Source organism: Streptomyces sp. CA-135486 (assembly GCF_050936555.1).
Taxonomy (GTDB): domain Bacteria; phylum Actinomycetota; class Actinomycetes; order Streptomycetales; family Streptomycetaceae; genus Streptomyces.
Genome location: NZ_JBNJMM010000002.1, coordinates 3,200,920 through 3,222,758 on the forward strand (window position 1 = coordinate 3,200,920; position 21,839 = coordinate 3,222,758).

The 21,839-nt window shown below is 71.5% G+C and carries 18 protein-coding genes; 9 read left to right on the top strand and 9 right to left on the bottom strand.

Annotated elements, in window-relative coordinates; all coding sequences use genetic code 11:
• The first annotated feature begins 30 nt into the window (after positions 1–30).
• From ACQEVG_RS34290 to ACQEVG_RS34310, 5 genes are all read left to right on the top strand, one after another.
• Positions 31–297, top strand: a complete 267-nt coding sequence (locus ACQEVG_RS34290) for an HPr family phosphocarrier protein (RefSeq protein ID WP_432991173.1) — start codon at positions 31–33, stop codon at positions 295–297.
• A 99-nt stretch (positions 298–396) separates the two neighbouring features.
• Positions 397–1,176 carry a glucosamine-6-phosphate deaminase gene (nagB, locus tag ACQEVG_RS34295; protein WP_432991175.1) on the top strand — a complete coding sequence of 260 codons (780 nt, stop codon included), beginning with the start codon at positions 397–399 and terminating at the stop codon, positions 1,174–1,176.
• Entirely contained in the window at positions 1,176–2,132 is a 957-nt protein-coding gene (locus ACQEVG_RS34300; RefSeq protein WP_432991177.1) for an ROK family protein, read from the top strand. Before nagB ends, ACQEVG_RS34300 begins: the two co-directional genes overlap by 1 nt.
• Before the next feature lie 72 nt (positions 2,133–2,204).
• Positions 2,205–3,197, top strand: coding sequence for a hypothetical protein (locus ACQEVG_RS34305; protein ID WP_432991179.1), 993 nt, complete (start codon positions 2,205–2,207; stop codon positions 3,195–3,197).
• A gap of 306 nt (positions 3,198–3,503) precedes the next feature.
• On the top strand, positions 3,504–4,004 hold the full coding sequence (locus ACQEVG_RS34310) for an ATP-binding protein (protein ID WP_432991181.1): 501 nt from the start codon (positions 3,504–3,506) through the stop codon (positions 4,002–4,004).
• Positions 4,005–4,136: 132 nt separating this feature from the next.
• On the opposite strand, the gene ACQEVG_RS34315 is transcribed toward ACQEVG_RS34310, so the two are convergent.
• From ACQEVG_RS34315 to ACQEVG_RS34350, 8 genes are all read right to left on the bottom strand, one after another.
• On the bottom strand, positions 4,137–4,346 hold the full coding sequence (locus ACQEVG_RS34315; RefSeq protein WP_432991183.1) for a Trm112 family protein: 210 nt from the start codon (positions 4,344–4,346) through the stop codon (positions 4,137–4,139).
• The gene (locus tag ACQEVG_RS34320) at positions 4,336–5,244 is read right to left on the bottom strand and encodes a DMT family transporter (protein WP_432991186.1); all 909 of its coding nucleotides are present in this window, start codon (positions 5,242–5,244) and stop codon (positions 4,336–4,338) included. The genes ACQEVG_RS34315 and ACQEVG_RS34320 overlap by 11 nt, the downstream gene beginning before the upstream one ends.
• A gap of 4 nt (positions 5,245–5,248) precedes the next feature.
• Complete coding sequence (locus ACQEVG_RS34325) at positions 5,249–5,968, bottom strand: class I SAM-dependent methyltransferase (protein ID WP_432991188.1); 720 nt, start codon at positions 5,966–5,968, stop codon at positions 5,249–5,251.
• The gene (locus ACQEVG_RS34330; protein WP_432991190.1) at positions 5,965–7,317 is read right to left on the bottom strand and encodes a condensation protein; all 1,353 of its coding nucleotides are present in this window, start codon (positions 7,315–7,317) and stop codon (positions 5,965–5,967) included. Before ACQEVG_RS34330 ends, ACQEVG_RS34325 begins: the two co-directional genes overlap by 4 nt.
• On the bottom strand, positions 7,314–11,648 hold the full coding sequence (locus ACQEVG_RS34335) for an alpha-(1->3)-arabinofuranosyltransferase domain-containing protein (protein WP_432991193.1): 4,335 nt from the start codon (positions 11,646–11,648) through the stop codon (positions 7,314–7,316). The genes ACQEVG_RS34330 and ACQEVG_RS34335 overlap by 4 nt, the downstream gene beginning before the upstream one ends.
• On the bottom strand, positions 11,641–12,411 hold the full coding sequence (locus ACQEVG_RS34340; RefSeq protein WP_432991196.1) for a class I SAM-dependent methyltransferase: 771 nt from the start codon (positions 12,409–12,411) through the stop codon (positions 11,641–11,643). Before ACQEVG_RS34340 ends, ACQEVG_RS34335 begins: the two co-directional genes overlap by 8 nt.
• Before the next feature lie 8 nt (positions 12,412–12,419).
• Positions 12,420–13,625 carry a glycosyltransferase family 4 protein gene (locus ACQEVG_RS34345; RefSeq protein ID WP_432991198.1) on the bottom strand — a complete coding sequence of 402 codons (1,206 nt, stop codon included), beginning with the start codon at positions 13,623–13,625 and terminating at the stop codon, positions 12,420–12,422.
• A 168-nt stretch (positions 13,626–13,793) separates the two neighbouring features.
• Entirely contained in the window at positions 13,794–14,744 is a 951-nt protein-coding gene (locus tag ACQEVG_RS34350; protein WP_432991200.1) for a DUF3068 domain-containing protein, read from the bottom strand.
• A 166-nt stretch (positions 14,745–14,910) separates the two neighbouring features.
• Between ACQEVG_RS34350 and ACQEVG_RS34355 the strand changes: the two genes are divergently transcribed.
• Complete coding sequence (locus ACQEVG_RS34355; RefSeq protein ID WP_432991202.1) at positions 14,911–15,075, top strand: hypothetical protein; 165 nt, start codon at positions 14,911–14,913, stop codon at positions 15,073–15,075.
• Between the two features lie 25 nt (positions 15,076–15,100).
• Entirely contained in the window at positions 15,101–16,339 is a 1,239-nt protein-coding gene (locus tag ACQEVG_RS34360; RefSeq protein ID WP_432991204.1) for a PucR family transcriptional regulator, read from the top strand.
• A gap of 40 nt (positions 16,340–16,379) precedes the next feature.
• Here ACQEVG_RS34360 and ACQEVG_RS34365 read toward each other — a convergent pair whose 3' ends face one another.
• On the bottom strand, positions 16,380–17,720 hold the full coding sequence (locus tag ACQEVG_RS34365; RefSeq protein WP_432991206.1) for a helix-turn-helix domain-containing protein: 1,341 nt from the start codon (positions 17,718–17,720) through the stop codon (positions 16,380–16,382).
• Positions 17,721–17,858: 138 nt separating this feature from the next.
• Here ACQEVG_RS34365 and ACQEVG_RS34370 point away from each other — a divergent pair, with 138 nt between their 5' ends.
• Together ACQEVG_RS34370 and ACQEVG_RS34375 are read left to right on the top strand one after the other, a co-directional pair.
• Positions 17,859–19,217, top strand: a complete 1,359-nt coding sequence (locus tag ACQEVG_RS34370) for a M64 family metallopeptidase (RefSeq protein ID WP_432991208.1) — start codon at positions 17,859–17,861, stop codon at positions 19,215–19,217.
• Positions 19,218–19,329: 112 nt separating this feature from the next.
• A complete protein-coding gene (locus tag ACQEVG_RS34375) occupies positions 19,330–21,765 on the top strand; it encodes a SpoIIE family protein phosphatase (RefSeq protein ID WP_432991210.1) in 2,436 nt (811 codons plus the stop codon).
• Positions 21,766–21,839: the final 74 nt, after the last annotated feature.

Sequence of the window (21,839 nt, forward strand, 5' to 3'; positions counted from 1 at the left end):
CCCCGAAGAACCCGTCGAAAGGAACCGTTCATGGCGCAGCGCGTCGTCTCCATCGGCTCACGCAGCGGCCTGCACGCCAGACCTGCCGCCACCTTCGTCCAGGCCGCCGCCCAGGCACCGGTGCCGGTGACCATCGCGGTCGCCGGCAAGCCCCCGGTCCCCGCCCCCAGCCTGCTGGGCGTCATGACGCTCGGCGCCGGCTACGGCGACCAGGTCACGCTGACCGCCGAGGGAGACCAGGCGGAGGCCGTCCTGGAAGAGCTGGCGCAGCTGCTGAACAAGGAGCTCGACGCGTGAGCGCTCCCTCCGTCGCGATGACCGGCCACGGCGTCAGCCCGGTCCGGCCACGGCGTCAGCCCGGTCCGGCCGCGGCGAGCGAACGGCAGGAGGCGTGACGTGGAGGTCGTGATCCGCGCCATTGCCGACGACGCCGGCCGCACCGTCGCCGGCATCATCCACCACGCGATCGTCGAAGGTACGAAGACTCTGGGGCTGGCCACGGGCTCCTCGCCCCTGGGTGTCTACCGGGACCTGGCCCGCCGCCACCGGCAGGAGGGCCTCAGTTTCGCCGGCGTCGACGCCTTCCTTCTCGACGAGTACATCGGGCTCCCGCCCTCCCATCCCCAGTCCTACGCCCAGGTGATACGCCGCGAGCTCGTCGACCACATCGACCTCGACCCCGCCCGGGTGCACGCACCCCAGGGCACGGCGTCGGACCCGCAGCGAGAGGCCCGCCGTTTCGAGTGCGCACTCACGGCCGCGGGACCTGTCGGCGTACAGATCCTCGGGATCGGCGTCAACGGCCACATCGGCTTCAACGAGCCGGGTTCGTCCCTCGCCTCGTGCACCCGGCTCAAAACCCTCACCCACGACACCCGCCGCGACAACGCGCGCTTCTTCGGCGGGATCGACGAGGTGCCCCGGCATGTCATCACCCAGGGTCTGGCCACCATCGGCCGCGCATCCCACCTCGTACTGATCGCCACCGGCCCGCAGAAGGCTCACGCGGTGGCCGCCGCCGTCGAAGGACCCGTCAGCGCGATGTGCCCCGCTTCCATTCTTCAGTTGCATCCGCATGCCACGGTTGTGGTGGACGAGCTCGCCGCGGCCCGACTGGAACAACGGCCCTACTACCGGCACATCGCCCGCCACAAGCCCGCCGGTCAGGGGTACTGATGAGCAGCCCCGCCAATGTTGTCGCCATCGACCTCGGCGGCACGACCATCAAGGCCGCGCGGTTCAACGCGCAGGGAGTGACCGAGGAGAGGCTGCGGCTGACCACCCCGTCCTCCGAACGGCCCGAATCGGTTGTCGCTGCCGTCGTGCAGGCCGCAACCACTCTCGTCCGGCCGGGCATCTCAGCAGTCGGCCTGTGCGCCCCGGGACTGATCGACGCCGCCGGCGGTGTCGTCCGGTTCGCCTCGAATCTCGGACTGCGCGAGACGCCTCTCGCCGCGGCCGTGGCAGACAGGGTCCACCTCCCCGTCACGCTCGAGCACGACGTCCGGGCAGCGTGCCTGGCGGAGCAGCGGCTCGGACTCGGCGCCGGCGTACCGGACCTGCTCGTCGTCGTGCTCGGCACCGGCGTCGCCGCAGGCATCGTCAGCAATGGGCGGCTCGTGCGAGGTGACAAGGGCTTCGCCGGCGAGTTCGGCCATATCCCCGTCCATGCCGACGGTGAGCTCTGCGCCTGCGGCCAGCACGGGTGCCTGGAGGCCTACGTGTCAGCCAGTGCCCTGGTCCGCCGCTACCGTCGCACCGGAGGCGTCGCCGACAGCGCGGCCGACATCACCGCCCGCCTGAAAACCGACCCGGATGCCGCACGCCTGTGGGCCGAGGGGACCGACGCTCTCGGAAGGGCGCTCGTCACCTCGACAGTGCTGCTGGACCATCAGCGCATCGTCCTGGCCGGCGGAATGACCGCGGCCAAAGCAGCACTCACCGACCCTGTCCGGCGCAGCCTGCAGCGCGGACTCGCCTGGCGTGCCGCGCCGTCCGTCGGCATCTCGCCGTTGGGCGCGGACGCGGGACTCCTTGGCGCGGCCCTGCGGGCGACCGACGCCTCAGGGCTCCCGCCCTCCCGCGACGGACGCGTTGAAGCCGCCGTGCCGGGACAGCGTACGCCGAGGTAATCGTCCTCATCTCCGGCAGCGACGGCGTCGCGCCACCGGCACGTGGACCGCGGATGAAAGGAGCAGGTCACCGTGTGGCCTCGAAGACAAAGTCAGCGACCTCCCCGGCGGCTGCGGCCCGAGCTCGACGACTGGCCGCTGATCCGCGCCCTGACACATCTGGAAGCCCAGATAGCGGCCCAGGGCAACAATCTGGCCGAGTGCAACGACCGTGGCGCTCTCACCTATCCGATAGAGCAGGCACTCCGCGATCCGGGAGAGGACTGGGACCGGCGGATGCACCGGCTGCTCGTGTTCAGCGCTCTTCCCGATGCGCACGTCCTGGCCGGCCAGTGGCGTGCCTGGAGTCCCGCCAGTGCCGACGCGATGCTCCTTCAGGCCTTTGCCGACATCGCCCGGGCCCGGGCGGGCGGCGCCGGCAGTGATCTGGGCGCAACGGTCTCCCTGTGCCGGGATGCCGCTGAGCTGGCGCCGGCGGACCCTGCCCCGTGGGTCGCGCTGCTGGGCTACTACCGACTGCTGCGGGCACCCTGGCCTCAAGTGCAGCCCATATGGACCGCCGTGAAGGCGCGTGATCCGTGGAATCGGGAGGCGCACTGGCAGCTGCTGCACTACGTCTCCCCGGAGGAGTGCGGTTCCAACGTCCTGACCGTCCAGTTCACCGACTCGGTCGTTGCCTCCGCGCCTTCGGGTTCTCCCGTAGCGGCCCTGAGCCTCGCTGCCAGCCTCAGCCGGTACCGAAGGGCTCTCGCAACCGGAGGAATCGCGGCGCTGACCGCACGCCGGCACTGGGACCAGCCCCACGAACGCGCCCTCGTCGACCACGCCCTGGCGAACTGGACCCAGCCTGGCTTCCTCAGGCACGCGGCAGCGCTCGCCGATCTGAACCTCCTCGCCTACGTACTGACGAAGGCCGCCCTGCTGCAGGACGCGTGGCCGGTCTTCGAGGCAACCGCGGCCGTCGCCACCTCCTGGCCCTGGGAACTGGACGGCGACCCACTGAATGAGGTCCGGGAGTGGCACGCCCGGGCATTCCGAGCCAGGAGCCAGCGGCCGGCGCGGTGACCCTACGTAGTCGTGAAGCACCGTGTGTTCCCGTCCAGGCGGGACGGCCATGACGCCGCGCCCTCTCGTAGGAAGTGCGGCTCAAGCCGCCTCGGCGGGGCAGGGGCCTCGGGCGACGGGATCGGTGTCGATGCTCCGTTCTACGACGGAAATCGCAACGATTTCGGCACATCTTGTGCCATTTCGAAATTGACAACCTCATCGCCCGGTGCGCAAACTGGTCGTATCTGGTAATGACCAGTTTATGGGCCATTGCTCGGCGGCCGCGACGACCACTCGTCGCATCCGCGGAAACCCGAGGTTGTGATGACTGCTCAAGCACCCCCCGAATCGGCTGGGTCGGTCGAACTGCTCGCACCGAACCCCAACCGCAGGACCGCGAGGGCCGACCACCTCCCGTGCGAAAGCCGGGGGCCCGCGGCGGACGACGCGCGTGACCGGCACCTCGCCCTGGTGAGCGCCGATGCCGGAGACGTCAGCCGGATACGGCGCCTTGCGAAGGACTTCCTTACGGGCCTGAAAGTGGCGCCCACGGCGCGCGACGACGCTCTGGTCATCATCTCCGAACTCGTCACCAACGCAGTACTCCACGCCCTGCCGCCGGCCGCTCTGCAAGTGCGCTGCATCCAGCGGAGTGTCCTGCGGATCGAAGTCACCGACGGCGGTCCGCGCCCCGATCCACCGCCGAGAGCTGACCAGCATGAGGAACACGGCCGTGGCATGCTCATCGTTGCCGCCATGGCGGTTCGGTTCGGCACGATCACACACGCGGGCGGATCCACCTGCTGGGCGGAGCTGAACCCCTGACGGGCGTGCCGCAGGCCCCAGCGACTTCAGCGGGACAGTCGTGTTGCCGCGCGAACCGGGAAGTGCCTGCTGCGGCAGCAGATCGAAGATGGCGGTCGCGCGGCCTCCCAGTGCCTGGTCAGGGGGTGCCTGTCATGGACCGATCCGCCTGAGGATCCGCTCGTGCTCCTCGTCGGGTACCCGGGCCCCGGACGAGGGAAGCAGCTGTGGGATCCCGTCGATGATCGGATAGCGTCGGCGCAGCCGCGGGTTGTAGAGGATCTCCTCGGGCAGGAGCAGCGTCAGCTGCCCCTTGTCGATCGGGCAGGCGATGATCCGGAGCAGCGGATCGTCAGGCTTCATGGGCCAACTCCTTTGCCGGGGTGGGGGGTTCGTCATGCCGCGGAAGCATCAGCAGTACGGAGACGGCCAGTGCGGTGCCGCCGAGTCGCAGCGCGAGCCGCAGCGGGTCTTCCGGCAGGGACTCGCCGAAGACGAACGTGCCGAGCGCGGCCGTGAACAGACAGGTGACGGTGGTGCACACGGGCACGATCAGAGATGCCCGGCAGCGTTGCAGCGCGGTCTGGGACAGGATCAGTCCGGTGACCGAGGTGACGAGCAGGATGTACGGATAGGGGGACCCCAGCAGGGCCAGGACCGAGTGGCCGATTCCGTGGGTCGTCAGATGACCGGAGACGCCCTTGATGGCGAGCGAGCTGACGCCGTACAACAGGCCGACGGCGACGCCGTATTCGACGCCCGCGGTCGGCAGCCGGTGGCGGCGGCGGGTCCGGCGTTCCACTGAGCGGTAGAGCCACAGCCCCGCTGCGAGCGCGGGCAGGCAGATCAGCAGCACACGGCCGGCCGAGGCATGGCCGCCCACGGCGTCGGAGCGCTGGAGGGAGGCCACGACCATCAGCAGGGCCAGAGTGATCACGACCACGCCACGTCGCTCGCCGCCGCTGGGGCGCTCGCCCAGGACGACCGCGGAGAGCAGCAGGAGCAGCACGAGTCCGGAGACGAAAATGCCCTGCGCGGCCGCGATGGGAAGAGTGCGGTAGACGGCGAGCTGTGCCGCGAAGCCGGCGGCGAGCGCGAGCGAACCGACAAGCCACAACGGGCTGCCGATGAGCAGCCGTACGACTCGGGCCGGTTGTCCCGTACTCAGCCGCGGCAGGCGGGACAGCGCCCGCTTCTCGAGTACGAAGCCGGTGCTGTAGAAGACGTTGGCCAGCAGAGCCGATGCCACCCCCCACCACATGGCGCTACACCCGCCTGGCGTGCACCAGGAGGATGGAGGCCAGGGATGGTGCGGCACAGGCGGCGCGGTCCAGCGGGCGCAGGGGACGCGGCACACCGTGGAAGGGCGCGCCGGCCACGGTGACCACCTCGAAGCCCGCGGCGGTGAGGAATCCCCGCAGCGCCCGGGCGGTGAACAGGCGTAGATGGCCCACCACTTGAGTTCCCGGGCGGCCGTGAATGCCGCGCAGGCTGACCTCCGAGAACACGGGCTGCACCCCGAAGGCGAGCAGCACCCGGTTGTACCAGGCGGCCAGGTTCGGGGTGGAGAGCATCAGATGGCCACCCGGTTTGAGGATGCGGCGCAGCTCGTCCAGGGCGCTGTCGGGATCCACCAGATGCTCGATCACCTCGCTGAAGAGCACGGCGTCGGCACTCGCGTCGGTCAACGGCAGTCCGCCCGACGTCAGTTCACCCCGCACGACATGGTTCATCCGGGTGGCGGCCCGGCGCAGCGCGTCCTGGGACCAGTCGATACCGACGATCCGGTGCGCGCCAAGGAGTGGACCCGCGGTGGCCGCCGCGGAGCCGTCGCCGCAGCCGACGTCGACAACGAGCGAGGGCTCGGCGGGCAGCACCCTGGCCAGCATCACTGCCTGGCGGCGGCTGCGCTCGTCTCCGGAGGCGACGGGGACTGCCGGGTTCTCGTAGAACTCGCGCAGACCCGCGGGGAGAGTTCCCGTCATGCCCCCTCACCTCCCGAAACGGCCGGCAGAGCCGTCATGGCGGCCAGATACTCCGTGAAGAAGTCGCACAGCCGTTGCCCTGCCGCGTCGTCGAGGAGAGCGCGCGACCAGCGCAGCGCCAGATGCAGCCGTCCTCCCGTGCTGGCGGTGGTCACGGTCAGCCCGCGCGGCATCGCGGCGGGAGCCGAGAACCAGACGGCCTCCGCCCGGCCCGCCTCCGCGAAGTCCAGCGGGTAGGGAATGCGCCCGATGTTGCTGAGCAGCGTCGTCGAGGTCCAGGGAGCGGCGGCCCACCGAATGCCACGGGTCAGGGCGGCCCGCATCCCCACGGGCAGTGCGGGTGCGGTGAGGAGGGTGGCGGCATGGCCCAACTGAGGGCGGGGCGCCGACTTCAGGGCACGCGTACGCTCCGCGGTGCGGTGCAGCAGGGCGGCGAGAGCCTCGGGGCCGGGCTCCGGCGCGCACTCCTGTGCCTCGAATCCGACCTCCACGAGGCGGGTGCCGTTTCCGATGGGCATCTCGGCGCCGCGGGGCCGGTCGTCGACGGGCATGGTGATGCGCATCGGCCGGGGCGGGGCATCGTGCAGCCGGTTCCAGCGGGCGATCATCAGGCAGGTGGCGACGAGGAGTTGGTCGTTGACGGTGTAGCCGGCCCCGGCCGGCCGGCGCGGCACCGGCAGATCGGCCAGCAGCAGGCCGTTGCCGCCGGCTCCCCGGGCATCGGTCGCCGGTGCCACCCGGGCGGGCCGGGCCGGGCCGCCCGCGCGGCCGGGCGGCGGTGGCCCCGGCCGCCCGGCCGAGCCGACCGGACTGCGTACGGAGGAGGTGGGGGCGACGGCGCCGCCGTACAACTCGGCGGCCGTGGCCAGTACGCGCAGACAGGCGGGCCCGTCCAGGGCGGTGTGGTTGAGCGTCAACAGCAGCACACAGGAACTGCCCGTCGACGACGGCCTGACCACCTCCAGCCGGACGGGTGGGGAAACGGACAGCGGGGGAGTCACGGCCAGCGCTCTGACCCTGGCCCGCTCCAACGCACCGGGCCCCGGCTCCGGGAAGCCGACCGGATCCACGTCCGGAGTGCCCGTCAGCTCCCATTCGTAGCGCCGTCGGTACCAGGAGCCGGGTGCCTCACGCACCAGAATGCGCGGGTGCCTGAGCAAGGCCTCGCCGAACGCGGACCGAAGCCGCTCCGGATCCGGCTGCCGGGGCAGGTGCACCTCTATGTGTACGGTCTCGGGCTCCTCCTCACGCAGACAGTGCCGGGAGATCTCGTCGACGACCGGGAACGGAATCCGGCCCGGAGCGGGCTCGGGCGGCCGCCCGGGCCGGGCGGGTTGCAGGGCGGTCATCTCGGCGGAGCCTCCCTTGGGTTGAGCGGTGGGTTGCGGGGCGGTTCGGCGTGGGGCGGTGGGCTCCCCGGCGGATCGGCGTGGGGCGGTGCGTTGCCCGGCGGGCCGGCGTGGGGCGCAGGGCCCGGAACGGGGCGCCAAGCAGGGCCGTTTGCCGACCGCACCCGCTGGGGCAGGGGCTGCGGCTCCGGTGCCGCGGAGCCAGCTGTCGCCCGTACCCGCCGGTCCACGGTGACCACTGCCGCACACAGCGCGATGAGCGCCAGCAGTTGGGCCGTCGGGCCGAACGCCCCCCGGCCGGCGGAGACCGGATCGCCCGCCCCGGTCGCGGCCGCGATCCCGGCGCCGGCCATCGCCACCAGTGCGATCGGCACCAGCAGAGAGGGCCGCAGCCGGGCAACCACCGCAAGCGCGGGGACGATCAGCGCGAAGGGACCCGCCACGACCGCGACCACCAGAGTCAGCGCGACGCAGCCCAGAACCCATCCGGGCGCCGGTGGGGCCATCGCCTGGGAAGCCGGGGTGGAGTCCCGGCGGCGTATGAGTGCGAGACCCGCCAGCAGCGCCACCGCCACCGCGCCGCCGATCATCCCGATGTCGTAGAGCAGCACGGGTTCGTACTCGAGCTCGACCGTGCCGCCCGCGCCCGCGGGGATCAGCCAGGCCTGCTGCCAGCCGTCGATCCGCAACGGGATCAGCTTCTTGCCGTTCAGGGTGGCTTTCCAGCCGGCGTTCGCGTTCTCGTACATCTGGAGGTAGCCGGCCTCGCCCGCGCCGACGGTCACGGACCGCCGGTCGCCGCGCCAGTCGGTCGCGGTCGCCTCCCGCTGTTCGCTGGCGGCGGGCGGCCGGACCTCGCCGCGGGTCAGGGTGATGTCGGTGAGCGCGAGGGGACCTGCGTCGCCCGCCTCCACCTGGTGCAGCCCGGGGCCCAGCGGCAGGGTGCCGTCCGGTGTCCGGCAGAGCGTGACCTCGACGGGCCGGCGCTCGGTCAGATCGCGCACCGTTCCCGACGCGCTCGTCGCGTGCAGCGTGCCGTCGACGGCGACGGGCGGACCCTCGCCGCACGGCACGGAGAACCTCGAGCGCGAGTCCGGGGGCGGAGTGCGCAGGTCGGCGAGTGCCGGAACGTAGACCTCGCTGAGTCCGACCGGCAGTTGCATCGGGTTGTCGGCAACGGGGTTGTGGACGGTCAGCGGCGCGGCCCGGCTGATGGTGATGTCGAGCCGGTCCGTGGTGATCGGCTCGAAGCGGGCCAGGCCGTTCTCGTCGACGGCGGCCGTCACGGCGCCGTTCGGGGTGCTGATCAGTATCTGCTCGGGCCGGGTGGAGAGGCCGCCCGCGGCCGCCAGGACGATCTCGTCGATGGTCTTCCGGCCGGCCCAGCGCAGATGGATGACCGGCCGGTCGCCGGCGATCCATGCGGTGGTCAGGTCCTCGTCGACGAGATTGCGCGGGCTGAGGCCGTTTCCGAGCCTGCTGGTCGAGTCGGCGGTCGCCGTGATCCGCCGCCCCTGCCGCGGGTCGGCGCCCGTGACGAGCCGGTCCAGCGCCTCACCCGGCACCGGCAGCGCCTGAGCCGTGATGGCGAAATCTCCGCCCCGGCCGGCGCCGAACCGGCGATGCAGGCCCTCCTCGGCCGAGACCGGCGAGAGGCCGCCGGGGTCGCTGCCGCGATGGAGCGAGAAGACCTCGGCACGGGCCTCGTTGTCGTGCGCGTCGGTGGGAAGCCGGAGCAGCCGGGTGACCTGGACGCCGGGGACCGAGACCTCGCTGAAGCCCGCGCCGCCCAGTCCGGCCTTGGGGGACTGGGCGGCCAGCACGGTGATCTTCAGCCACTTGGCCTGCCCCGCGGGCGCCTTGACCGGCTGCGGGTTTCCGTTCGGTGCCAGCGGGCTGTCCTCGAAGCCCTGGTCGGTTTCGACCCGTACGAGGGTGGGGGCGGCCCGCATTCCGTCGCCGGGCAGCGGGGTGAGCTGCAGCGAGCCGGGGATGCCGGTGGGCGAGGTGAAGCCGATACGGAGCCACTGGCCTGCGGCGTTTCCTGCACTTCCCTCGGCCCACGCGGTCCCCGGGTTGCCGTCGAAGGCGTTCACCGGGTCGTACTGCGGCAGGTGGAACAGCCAGTTGCCGCTGCTGGAGGCGGTCACCGAGGCGGCGCCCCGCAGGACGGCCGTCGTCTGGTGCCCGGCGCCGTTCGTCGGCAGGATCTGCCGCGGTCGCTCGCCCGGGTCCTGCAGGCTCCCGGTGGGGTTCCGTTCGTCCGCGGTGTACGTGTACGAGGTGTTGCTGTTGACCAGTCCGAAGCGGGTGTCGGCGCGGCGCAGCCCGTCCGCGACGTACTGCGCGGCGGGTGTGCCGAGCCCGGGGTGGTTGTCCCCGGTGAGCACGGTGGGCCTGTTCCGCAGGCGCGCATCGGCGGACAGCTGCAGCAGCGCCTCGGGGCCGCCGCTGACCACGGCGGTGTCGGCGACCGCCTGCAGGCCGACCTGTCCTGGCCGCCGGGTGCCGGTGGGCTCGTAGATCTCGACGGCCTGCATCCGCGGGAAGATGCCCTGGACCTGCAACGGTGTGCCGCTGGGGATCCGGCCGCCGGTGAGCACCGGGTTGAATCCGGTGACCCTCCGGTAGCCGGAGGCCTCCAGGGTGCGCTTCACGGTGATCGGCGGGACGTATCCGATCTGGTCCGGGTCGAGGTCGTTGCGTACGACGACGAAGTAGAGGCCGGCGCGTGACAAGTAGTCGCGCAGGCCCGGCACTTCACTGCCGCTCATGAGCGCCTGCTCCACCGCGTCCATGGCACGCCGTGAGCCGGGCGTCCCGAAGGGCACGAAGTCGCGCTGCGCCCAGCGGGAGTCGCCGAGTACGTCGAAGGGCTGGTCGATGGGCGAGCCCCAGGTGTAGAGGCCGTGGGCGGTGGCGGGGACGACGAGCGCGCGGCTGTCGGGGGAGTTCTTCTCCAGCCAGTCGGCGGCCCGCGTCCACTGGCCGGGCAGCTTCTTGAAGGCGCCGGGCTGCAGGATCGTCCCGTTCACATACGGCCAGGCCAGGCCCGGCAGGACCAGGAGCGCGGCGATGAGGGGGGCGTGGCGCCGGGCGGGGAACGGCCGGGCCCCGTGGCTCCGGCTCGCCGTCGCCACCAGGTGCATCAGCCCGAAGGCGAGCGCGAGCGCGAGCCCGGGCTGGAACTTGTAGACGCTCCTGAAGGGCCGCAGCGCTCCGTTCAGCCAGTCCCGGACCGTGTCGTGGAAGGGAGCGCCCAAGGAACCGCCGTATCCGGCCAGCGCGATCAGGACGACGGCCAGCACGGTGAGCAGCAGCCAGCGGCGCTCGGGCAGATCGCGCCGGGCCAGGCCCGCGAGCCCCAGGGCGGCGGCGAACGCCGTGCCGAGGATGGTGATTGCCGCGGTCGCCACGGTCCAGCCGGCGGGCAGCCAGGCCTCGCCGAAGTGGAGGTAGGCGACCCAGTTGCCGGCGCCGCGCAGCAGTTCGGTCGCCGACATCGTGCCGGTGGTGGTGTCGGCCTGTTCGACGTACGGCATGAAGTCGTTGCCGTAGACGCCGAGCAGCAGCAGCGGGACCACCCACCAGGCGGTGGCGAGCACGACCCCGGGAACCCACCAGGCGATCAGGGCGCGCTTGCGGGGACCTGCCGGGCGGCTGAGCAGATAGAGCCCCACCGGCAGCAGCGAGGCGAGCGTCGATGCCGCGTTGACCCCGCCCATGAAGGGGATCAGCAGCGCGGACGTGGCCGCGGCCACCCGTGGGGTGCGGGTGCCGGTGAGCGGCAGCAGCACCCACGGAAGCAGTGCGCCGGGGAGCGCGGCCGCGGATGTGGAGCCGACGACGACGGTGAAGGTGGGCCACAGCGCGTAGCCGACGGCGCCCAGCAGCCGGGTCCGTGCACTGCCGATGTCCAGGCACTCGGCGAGCCGCAGGACGCCCCAGAACGCGGTGGCCACGATCAGCGAGAGCCACAGCCGTTCGGCCAGCCACACCGGGATGTGCGCGAGGTCGGTGAGCGCGTAGTACGGGAGGGTCGGGAAGGCGTATCCGGCGTACTGGTTGGAGAGCCCGCCGAATCCGGCGCGGCTCTGCCACAGCTCCCCGAGGTCGCCGATGAACTTCCATGGGTCGGCGACCACTCCGAGCTTGGTCTCGAAGGTCATCCTGCCCGGTGACACGGAGAGGAACGCGACGAAGACCGCCGCCCAGAAGGCCAGCAGCCACGATCTGCGGCGCGGGCCGCCGGCCGGCGGCGGAGGCGGCGGCGCGGTGGGCCGGGGCCGGCCGGGCCTGCTCGGGGGGAGGGTCAACGTCGTCTCAGCCACGGGGGGCTCGCAGTTGGCTGTTCATCGCTGATGCCGTTTCTGTTCGGCGCCGGAGGATGAGGAGGAGGTTCCAGGTGGCGATCTCGCGCAGACCCGGGACGCGGGTGACGGCCTGCGCAAGGAACGGCCAGTACCGCGAGCGCGCCGTTACGAGGGACACGTCCTCGCGGGCACGTACCTGACGCAGGGTCGGACCGATGTGGATCGCGAAGAGGTTCTCGCCGAGGGCGTGCTTGGCGGGGCGCCCGGTCCGTCTCAGGTACCGGCGGCGGGCGCGGTCCGCGCCCAGGTAGTGCCAGGGCGCCCACTCGTGGCCGCCCCAGGGGGAGAGCCAGTTGGTGAACGAGACGTAGATCAGTCCGCCGGGCCGGGTGACGCGGATGAGTTCGCTGAGGAAGGTCTGCGGGTCGGCGACGTGTTCCAGCACGTTGGAGGAGAAGCAGATGTCGGCGACGCCGTCGGCCAGGGGCAGCAGATAGCCGTCGGCGACCACCGAGCCCGCGGGGACGGTGCCCCGCGCGCCCAGTTCCCGCAGATCGGGCTCGAAGAGGTAGCTCTGCGCTCCACGCCGCCGGAACTCCTCGGTGAAGTGGCCGCGTCCGCCGCCCACGTCCACCACCAGCCGGTCGTGCAGGGGCATCTGTCGTTCGAGCTGCTCGGCCGCGTCGTGGGCGAGCAGGGTGTAACACCGGTCCGGGTCGCTCTGCTCGCCCATGAATGCCCGGAAGAGAGCGAGGGACCTGCGGATGGAGGGGTCTTTCACAGCCCGAATCACCTCCACGGCAGCGCGGCTTCCCGGGCCGCCGCACGGACGGCCTCGGTGGCCGCTGCCCGGACGGCCTCCGTGGCTGCCGCCCGGAACTGCCGGACCGTGGCGCCCCAGCGGAAGTCCGCGGCTCGCTGCCCGGCCGCCCGGCCGAGCGCCTCGCGCCGCTCGGGGCTGAGCGCCAGCGCGCACCAGGCCGCGGCGAACGAGCTCTCGCCGCGGGCCAGTACGCCGGTGACGCCGTTGTCGACCGAGTCTCTGAGCCCGGGCACGTCGAAGCCGATGGCGGGCGTGTACCGGGCCGCCGCCTCGGTCACCACCAGCCCCCAGCCCTCGACGAGCGAGGGGTGCAGCAACACCCAGGCCGCGCACAGCAGCCGGTGCTTCTCCGCCTCCGAGACCCGTCCGGTGAAGGTCACGCCGGGCCCGGCGAGGGCTTCCAGCCTGGCCCGTTCCGGCCCGTCACCGACGATGACCAGCCGGCCCCCGGTGACCGGTCTGACCCTCTCCCACAGACGCAGCAGCAGCTCGATCCTCTTGTACTCGACGAGGCGTCCCACCGCGAGGAACAGCGGCTCGGCCGAGGTGGGGGCGAGCGGGCCCGGCTCCTCGACACCGTTGTGGACGAGCCGGATCCGCTCGCGCGGGACGCCGATGCCCTGCAGCGCGTCGGCCGTGGAAGGCGAGACGGCGACCAGCAGATTGCCGCTGTGGGCACGGGTCAGTGCCCAGCGCTCGAGCCTTCTGCCCAGCCGGGCGGCTGGGCCGGGGAAACGCTCGGTCCAGATGTCGGTGTGCACATGGTTGACCAGGCAGAGCGTCGGTCCCCGGTGCCACAGCGGGGCGAGGTACGGCATGCCGTTGCACACCTCGACGAACAGGTCGCAGTCACCGACCTGCCGTTCGAAGGCGCGGTGGGCGCGCAGGAAGTGTCCGGCGTCCCCGCCGGCCGAGACCACGCGGTAGTCGCGCAGCGCGGCGGGACCGCCGCACAGGAGCGTGACCTGGTGCCCGTGCGCGGTGAGGCCGTCGGCGATGCGGTCGATGAGCAGTTCGGAGCCGCCGGCGGCCGGGTTGCCGAGGTCGCGGCGGGCGAGGAAGACAATCCGGCGGGGATGCGGGGGAGGGCCGGAAGGGGGGTCGTGCTGCGGGGACTTCGGCGGGTGGTGGGGGAGCGGCGCGCGCATGGTGGGGGGTACGTGCTGGGGCATTCGAGCTCCAACTCGCCTCGGGGTACGGGACGTCGGGGTGCGGGGTGGGCGCGAGCGGTGTGCGGCGGGGTGGGGTTGGTAGTGTCCGTCCCGCTGTTCGATGCCGCTACTCACGCCGGTGACAAATTTGGCCTGCTTTGTAGCTGACGCTCCATCACCTTGTGCGTATTACGAGGGATTTGGGCGTTCCCTGCCGCGCACGACAAGTCCGAGACCCACGGCCGCCAGTACGAGTCCGCCCGCGCCCGCGCCGATCGGCGCGGTGTCACCCAGCGCCTGCAGTCTGCCGCTGTCCGACTTCGCCAGCGCCACCATCCTGCGCTGAGTGTCCGCGGTGAACTCCAGCCCCGCGCTGTCCAACAGGACCACCTTCGCCTCATCGGCACCGGGGGCGCGCAGCGTCTTGCGGGGAGCGATCCTCGCGTTCATGATGCGGCCGGTACGCCGGTCGACGACGAGCTCGATGCCCTTGTTGGCGTACCACTCCTCGGCATGCACCTGGCTCTGCTTCGGCAGGCCGACCAGCCGCCCGGGTACCTGGCGGGTGCCCGCGCGGGTGTCCTTCACCGAGCCCGTGAACCGGTAGCCCTCGTAGCCCGCGACCTTCTTGGTGCCCTTGAACTCCAGCCGGACCGCGGCTCCCAGCGTGTTGTCCCACCAGAGGTAACCGCGCTTTTGCACGTTGAAGGGGAACTTGAGGTAGGCCTCGCCCTGAAACTGCGGCGTCTCCCCGCAGCAGTGCACCGGAGCGTTGGTCCGGCGGTCGGTCACCCAGCGCTCCAGCGTCCACTGGTAGGACCTGCGGGGGTCGCGGAGTGCCAGCGTGTCCGGCGTGTCGATGGCCGTGGACACATCCCACACGGCCCGCCCGCTGCGTTCGCTCGCGGCGACATCGCCCAGCACCCGCCGGGTGATGGTGATCGGTTTGTCCCGGACGGGCCTGAGGCTCTTCGTATCGAAATATTCGCCGGTTCCGGTTAACACCGTGGTGACATCGACATCGGTCGGCGTGCGTTCGGCGCGCGGCTCCACGTACCACGCGAGCAGCGGAGCGAGTACCAGCAGAAACACACCGACACCCAACAGGACCAGCGACAACGGTGAAGCGGTACGACGCATGCGGGCACTCCCTGGGAGCGAGGACGGTTTCGGGACGGTGCGCGTCTGTACGGCCCGGGACCGTATGCGTCCTCTTGACGGAGTGTCAATGACAATCGCAGACTGAGCAATCGCCGAGCCGGAGTCGTGGGGCGGGGTGCCTTCCGACCGAAAGGCTCGCTGGACCATGCACAGACTTATCGCCGCCGTGCTGACCACCATGGCCGCCGCCGTCCTCGCCATGGGGGCAGCTTTCGGCATCGTTGCCGCCCTGAACGCCACACCTGAGCAGCCCAATGTGCCTCTCGTCTCCTTCGAGACGGGGCGGCCGACATCATCCCCGCAGCCGTAGCCGGCCAGCAGCGAGGGAGGAACCCATGCCCGTGCGCACGGCCTGGCGGGCGGTACCCCGCCTGCGGGCACGCAGATTCGCAGCGCTGGCGATGGCCGAGGTGCCCGCACTCGCCCAGGTCATCCTGGTCGAGATCCGCAAGGAGTTCCCCGGCCTGCCGCTCGTCGTCGACGACTCCGGCGAGCCCATGGCGCTGATCGGCATCCGCAGGGCGCTGGTGGACTTCGTGGACCACCTCGTGGTGGAGGACGACCGACCGCACGGGCCTCAGCTGGAGGTCTTCCAGGAGTTCGGCCGCGGCGAAGTGATGCAGGGCCGCAGCCTGGACTCGCTCCAGGCCATCTACCGGCTCGGCGTGCGGCTTGCGTGGCGTCGCCTCGCCGAGATCGGCCAGCAGGTCGAGATCCCGCCGCCCGCCATGTACGAGCTGGTGGAGTCGGGATTCGAGTATCTCGACGGACTCGTCGCACAGTCCGTACGCGGCTACGTCGAAGCCGCCGCCCGCCAGGCCGGCGAACGGCTGAGGCTGCAGCGGCGGTTGATCAGCCTGATGCTCAGCGAGCACCGCACGGATCCCACCGATGCCCTCGCCGAGCATGCCGGGCGCATCGGCTGGCCGCTGCCCGAACAGGTCGCGGTCGCGGTACTGCTGCGGCCGGCCCCGGAGTCCGTCGCCCCGGCCGTGGGCCAGGACGTGCTGCTGGACATGGAGTACGAGCAGCCGCGCATGGTCGTCCCCGAGCCGCACGCGGCCGGCCGGCCGGAACTCCTGGGGCGCGCGATGACGGGCTGGTCCGGCGCCATGGGACCGCCGGTTCCGCTGGCCGAGGCCGCCAAGTCGCTGCACTGGGCCGGTGCCGCCGTACGCCTGATGGAACGCGGGCTGCTCCCGACCGGTCAGGTCCTGCAGTGCACGGAGCACACCGAGGCACTGGTCCTGCTGCCGCCCGAGGAGCTGATCGAGGATCTGGCCCGCCGCTGCCTGGCGCCCCTCGACCAGTGCGCCCCCGCGCACAGCCGCCGACTCGTCGAGACACTGCTCGCCTGGCTGGAGACGCGTGGCGGCGCCCCGGAGGTCGCGGCACGACTCGGCGTCCATCCGCAGACCGTGCGCTACCGATTACGTCAGATCCGCGAACTGCTGGGCGACGAGGTGGACGATCCGGACCGGCGCTTCAAGCTGGAGCTGGTGTTACGGGCCCGCCGGCTGCGCGATGCGGGGTGGCCCGTCAGGGGTGAACCCCTGCCGGGCGGTGGAGGCTGACGTGGAGCGTGAGTACTGCGCCGGTCCCGCGGGACCGCCCTCAGTGCCGCGGAAAGGACGGAGCCGCCGGGGCCGGTCCCAGGGTCGTCGTGCCGGGGGCTGCCCGGTGGCCCAGTCCCGTGCGGTACGCGTCGAGGGCGGCCTCGGTCCGGCCGCTGCGGCGCAGTAGATCACCCAGCAGACGGCACAGGTCGGCCAGGTCACCGCTGGCCCCGCTGCGCTCCAGCAGGGCCAGCGCCAGGACGTAGTGCTCCTCGGCGGCCTCCGCCTCTCCCCGCTCCTCGGCGATCAGCCCGAGCAGCCGGTGCGCGCCGCCCGCGTGCACCGCGCCGTGCCGGTCGCCGAGTTCCAGCAGCGCCGAGAGCAGTCCGGCCGCCTCGTCGTGCCGCCCGAGCCGCCGCAGTACATCGGCCAGCTCCACCTCCACCTGGGCGGTGTAGAGCACGGCGCGCTTGGCGGCCAGCATGTCGCGGGCGGTGCGCAGCTCCTTCTCGGCAAGGGTGAGGTCACCGTTCTGTGCCTGGACGTAGCCGCGCATCCAGTGGCAGTGCGCGAGATCGGTCCGCAGCCTCAGCTGCCGGTAGATCGCCTGGGCCTTGGCGAGTGAGGCGTCGGCGTCGGCCGTGCGTCCTTCGGCCAGGAACGTGCGCGCGACCTGCCGGTGCATGCTGGCCACCAGCGCCGGGTCGTTGACCTGCGGTGCCAGGGCCAGGGCGAGTTCGGCGGCGTGCGCTGCGCGGGCGTGGGTGCCCATGTCGATGTACGGGCCGATGACGGCGGCGTACAGCAGTACCAGCGCCTCGGGGTCGGCCAGGCCGCTCGCGCCGAGTTCGTCGATGGTGGACTCGAGGAGGTAGCAGGCGTAGCGCAGCTCTCCGGCCAGGAGGTGTGCGATGGCGCGGCCCCGGATCGCGCGGGCGCGGCGCGGCAGCGGTTCACCGGACAGCAGCTGCTCCGCCGCCTCGAAGTGCCGTCCGGCATTGGCCAGTTCACCGGTTTCCAGAGCGCAGTCGCCGAGCCCGAGCAGCGCCTCGGCCTGCTCGGGAGCGAGGTCGAGGTGTTCCGCGTCGGTGAGGAGCCTGCGGTAGCTGACGGCAGCCTCGTCGGCGGCGCCGGTGGCGAGCTGCTGCTGGGCGTCGGTGAGGGCAAGTCGCAGCTCGGTGGCCAGATGGGCGGGGCGACCGGTGGCCAGCTCTTCGAACGACGTACCGAGCCGCTCCGCGAGGAAGCGCAGCGCCGTCTCGGAGGGCCGGACCTTGCCGGACTCCAGTGTCGAGACGTACGCGGGCGTGTACGAAGGCTCGGCCAACTGCCGCTGTGTCAGCCCGCGCTGATTGCGCAGTTGCTGCACCCGACGACCGATTTCGGCCGGTTCATCCATGGGACCCCCCAGGTTCTTGAACTCCCCAGTATTCAGGGGCATCAGGGATTGCACACGTCCTGTTCCGCCCCCTAGTTTAAGCCTCCAGTTCATCGGACTTACTCAGTCACTTAACTTTCGTATCTGGGGGAGGACTTCATGCGTTCAGCACGGCGCAGAGTTATCGCGGCGGTCGGCGTGGCCGCCGCCCTCGCGGCCGCAATGGCCACCGCACCCGGCAGCGCCGCCGCGGATCCGGCACCACCCGGCGGGGCCGGGGCCGGGGTCGAGGTCGAGATACCCGGCCCGGAACACGGCACAGCCGCCGGATCCGGCCACACGCACGTACCGCAGGAGGGCCGGGACCGGCCGCCCTCCCGGCTCTCGGCGGCCGAGGAGGCCGCCGACGGCGAGGTCACCAAGCTGATTGACAACGGCTCCACCGCCGACCGGCTGGACATCGTCGTCGTCGGGGACGGCTATACCGCCGCCGAGCTGGACCGGTTCCACATCGACGCCAAGGAGAAATGGGCCGAGGTGGCGGCCGTCGAGCCGTACACGACCTACCAGAACCTCTTCAACGTCTGGACGGTCGACGCCGTGTCGAACCAGACCGGTGTCTCCGGCGACCCCGGGAAGGACGTCGTCCGGGACACCGCCCTGGGCTCGTACTTCTGGTGCGACGACATCGAGCGGCTGCTGTGCATCGACCAGGACAAGGTCGACGGGTATGTGGCGAAGGCGCCGGAGGCCGACTTGGTGATCGTCCTCGCCAACAGCGCCAAGTACGGCGGCGCGGGCTACAACGAGCCGAGCGCGACCCTCGGCTACGAAGGCATCTCGACCGCCTCGGCGGGCAACGACAAGTCCGGCCAGGTCGCCATCCACGAGACGGGCCACTCGCTGGGCAAGCTCGCCGATGAGTACTTCTATCCCGGCTACCCGGGCTACGAGCAGTACACGGGCCCCGAGCCCGCCGACTCCAATATCTCCACGCTGGCCGCCGGGGACATGTCCGGGCAGCGCGCCAAGTGGCACCGTTGGCTCGGCGAGGAGTCGCCCGACGGCGGCACGGTCGGCACGTACGAAGGCGGCGGCTACTACGTCACGGGGCTGAACCGGCCCACCGACAGTTCCCTGATGCGTGTCCTCGGCAAGCCCTTCAACCTGCCCGGTGTCGAGGCGATGATCGCCGGCTTCTACCGCCACGCGAAGATCGTCACCCCCGTGACCTCCACGGAGCGCACCCTCCGGCTGCGAGACACCGCGAAGGCCGCCGTGCCCCGGCTGACCGGCGCGGACGGGCATCAGCTCGGGATCCGCTGGTATCTGGACGGCAGGGAGCTGAAGCGCTTCGCGGGCCGTACTCAGGTGCGGGTGTCGGACCTGGCCCTGCGGCTGCTCGATCAGCGCACGCACACCTTGTCGGTCACCGCGCAGGACCGTACGCCCTCGGTGCGGGACCCGAAGATCGCCGGGACGCTGAAGTCCTCCACAAGCTGGAGGATCCGGCTCTGACACCACCCGCACGATCCGGAGACCGCACCGCCCAAAGGTGCGGTTTCCGCTGTTGCGCGGGCCCGGTAGCAGGCGGATTCTGGACGTGATGAAAGCGGGCCGGTGGGGCGCCATGAGCGCAGGGAAGGCGGCTGGGAACGGCGATTTCCGTGGCCCCCTGGACGTCACCAGGGCGGCCACGATTGTGCTGGACAGCCGCGGCACCGTCATTGGCTGGAGCCCCGCGGCACAGCGCCTGCTCGGGTACCGGCCGCACGAGACCATCGGGCAGCCGCTCAGCACATTTCTGAAGCCCGCGACCGAGTCCTCCACCGCACCCGCACCCGTCGATCGTTCGGCCCTGCCGATCGTCTCGCCGCTGGAGGAGGGTGACGAATGCGTCGCCGTCCACCGGGACGGCCACCGCGTGCTGCTCGTCACCGCGGTCTGTCCGCTGTCCGACGCGGGAGTGGCCGAACGTGTCCTCGTGGCCGCAGAGCGCGAGGGGCTCATCGAGTGGGAGTCCCAGCTGGCCATGCTGAACGGTCTGGCCACCCAGTCGCCCGTCGGCCTCGCCATCCATGACACCGACCTCCATCTGACCTGGTGCAACGCCGCGTACGAAGAGGAGATCGGGCTTCCGTTCGCCGCGTTCCGCGGCAAGCGGGGCGATGAGCTGTACCCCGAGGGCAGGTTCGTGACGCCGGGGTATCCGGAGACACTCGATGCGGTCATCCGGCACGTACTGGAGACCGGCGAACCGTTCCTCGACCTGCACTTCCGCGGGCAGCAGCCCAGTGACCCGGGGCAGGACCACCTGTGGTCCTGCTCCTACTACCGGCTGCAGGATTCCGACGGCTATGTGTTCGGCGTGTGCGAGGACGCCTTCGACATCTCCGAGCGCTACAAGGCCCAGCAGCAGCTGAACCTGCTCGTGGAGGCGGGCCGTCAGGTCGGCACGACGCTGGACGTCGTCATCACGACGGAGGAGCTGGCCGGGGTGGCGGTCCCCGAGTTCGCCGACGCTGTCGAGATCGACATCGCCGCCGCGGTACTGGAAGGGGAGCTGCCGGACGCCGCCGGCGTGGCGGGGACGCAACTGATCCGCACCGCCTCCCGCTCGGCCCCTGGAGGCGGCACGCCGGAGGCCGAGGGGCAGCTGGTTCGCCCGCCGGGCCCGGTGACGTACCCGACCGGCTCGCCCCAGCTCCGCAGCCTCGCCTCGGGCGGGCTCGTCCTGGACGAAAACACCCTGGTCGTGCCGTTGCGAGGCGGCGGCAACGCTCTGGGGCTCGTCACTTTCGTCCGCGCCAGCGGGCCCGGCATCTTCGACAGCGGTGCCGTGGCCCTGGCGGACGAGCTGGTCACCCGGGCTGCGGTGTGCATCGACAACGCCCGCCGCTTCACCCGCGAACGCGCCGCGGCCCTGACCCTCCAGCGCCAGCTGCTCCCCCAGCACCTGCCGCCGAACTCGGCGGTGGATCTGGCCCATCGCTACCTGCCCACGGACGACCTGACCGGTGCGGGCGGAGACTGGTTCGACGCCATCCCGCTGTCCGGAACGCGCGTCGCACTCGTGGTCGGGGACGTGGTCGGCCACGGGCTGCACGCCGCGGCCACCATGGGCCGGTTGCGTACGACCGTACGGGCGCTCGCCCCCTTGGACATACCTCCCGACGATCTCCTCAAGCGGCTCGACGACCTGGTGGGGCAGTCGGCCAAGGACTCGGCGGACGTCCGCGACACGTCCGCCGACAGCGACGACGTGGCCACCGGAGCGACCTGTCTGTACGTGGTCTACGACCCCGTGTCGCGGCGCTGCACCATGGCCCGCGCGGGCCATCTGCCGCCCGCGGTCGTCTATCCCGACGGCCGTGTCACCTTCCCGGATCTGCCGGCCGGCCCGCCCCTTGGGCTGGGTGGGTTGCCGTTCGAGTCCATTGAGATGGAACTGCCGGTGGGCAGCCTGGTGGTGCTCTTCACGGACGGTCTGGTGGAGTCGCGCGACCGGGACATCGACGAGGGGATGGAAATCCTGGGGAGGGTCCTCGGCGACGACCACGGGTCCCTGGAGGACCTGTGCGATCGTGTCGTCTCGGAACTGCTGCCGGCCGGCACGACCACCGATGACACGGCGCTGCTGCTGGTCCGCACCCGTGAGCTCGATGCCCACAGGGTCGCCGCCTGGGATCTGCCGGCCGAACCGGTCTCAGTCGGCCTTGCCCGGGAGCTGGTCGCCGACAGGCTGCAAGACTGGGGGCTCGAGGAACTGGTGTTCTCCACCGAGCTGATCGTCAGCGAGTTGGTCACCAACGCCGTCAGATATGCCGAGGGCCCGCTGTACCTGCGGCTCATTCACGACCGCACGCTGGTGTGCGAGGTCGCGGACACCGGCCACACATCCCCGCACCTGCGCCACAGCGCGGACGACGACGAAGGCGGGCGAGGCCTGTTCATCGTGGCCCAGCTCGTCCAGCGATGGGGGACGCGCTACAGCCGCTCGGGCAAGACCATCTGGACGGAACAGGCGCTGCCCGGGCCGGACGACCGAACGGCCATGCTCGCGTGAGTGGCCCCGCCCCGTCCCCCTGACTCTCCGCCGCACCTCCCAGGCGTGCCTGCCCGCCGGTATCGGAGCACCCT

Bases quoted from the DNA above. Each gene is read 5' to 3' on its own strand.
- ACQEVG_RS34325 (WP_432991188.1), bottom strand. From the start codon at position 5,968: ATGACGGGAACTCTCCCCGCGGGTCTGCGCGAGTTCTACGAGAACCCG.
- ACQEVG_RS34370 (WP_432991208.1), top strand. From the start codon at position 17,859: ATGCGTTCAGCACGGCGCAGAGTTATCGCGGCGGTCGGCGTGGCCGCC.
- ACQEVG_RS34300 (WP_432991177.1), top strand. From the start codon at position 1,176: ATGAGCAGCCCCGCCAATGTTGTCGCCATCGACCTCGGCGGCACGACC.
- ACQEVG_RS34310 (WP_432991181.1), top strand. From the start codon at position 3,504: ATGACTGCTCAAGCACCCCCCGAATCGGCTGGGTCGGTCGAACTGCTC.
- ACQEVG_RS34360 (WP_432991204.1), top strand. From the start codon at position 15,101: ATGCCCGTGCGCACGGCCTGGCGGGCGGTACCCCGCCTGCGGGCACGC.
- ACQEVG_RS34290 (WP_432991173.1), top strand. From the start codon at position 31: ATGGCGCAGCGCGTCGTCTCCATCGGCTCACGCAGCGGCCTGCACGCC.
- ACQEVG_RS34330 (WP_432991190.1), bottom strand. From the start codon at position 7,317: ATGACCGCCCTGCAACCCGCCCGGCCCGGGCGGCCGCCCGAGCCCGCT.
- ACQEVG_RS34365 (WP_432991206.1), bottom strand. From the start codon at position 17,720: ATGGATGAACCGGCCGAAATCGGTCGTCGGGTGCAGCAACTGCGCAAT.
- ACQEVG_RS34355 (WP_432991202.1), top strand. From the start codon at position 14,911: ATGCACAGACTTATCGCCGCCGTGCTGACCACCATGGCCGCCGCCGTC.
- ACQEVG_RS34375 (WP_432991210.1), top strand. From the start codon at position 19,330: ATGAGCGCAGGGAAGGCGGCTGGGAACGGCGATTTCCGTGGCCCCCTG.
- ACQEVG_RS34345 (WP_432991198.1), bottom strand. From the start codon at position 13,625: ATGCCCCAGCACGTACCCCCCACCATGCGCGCGCCGCTCCCCCACCAC.
- ACQEVG_RS34350 (WP_432991200.1), bottom strand. From the start codon at position 14,744: ATGCGTCGTACCGCTTCACCGTTGTCGCTGGTCCTGTTGGGTGTCGGT.
- ACQEVG_RS34320 (WP_432991186.1), bottom strand. From the start codon at position 5,244: ATGTGGTGGGGGGTGGCATCGGCTCTGCTGGCCAACGTCTTCTACAGC.
- ACQEVG_RS34315 (WP_432991183.1), bottom strand. From the start codon at position 4,346: ATGAAGCCTGACGATCCGCTGCTCCGGATCATCGCCTGCCCGATCGAC.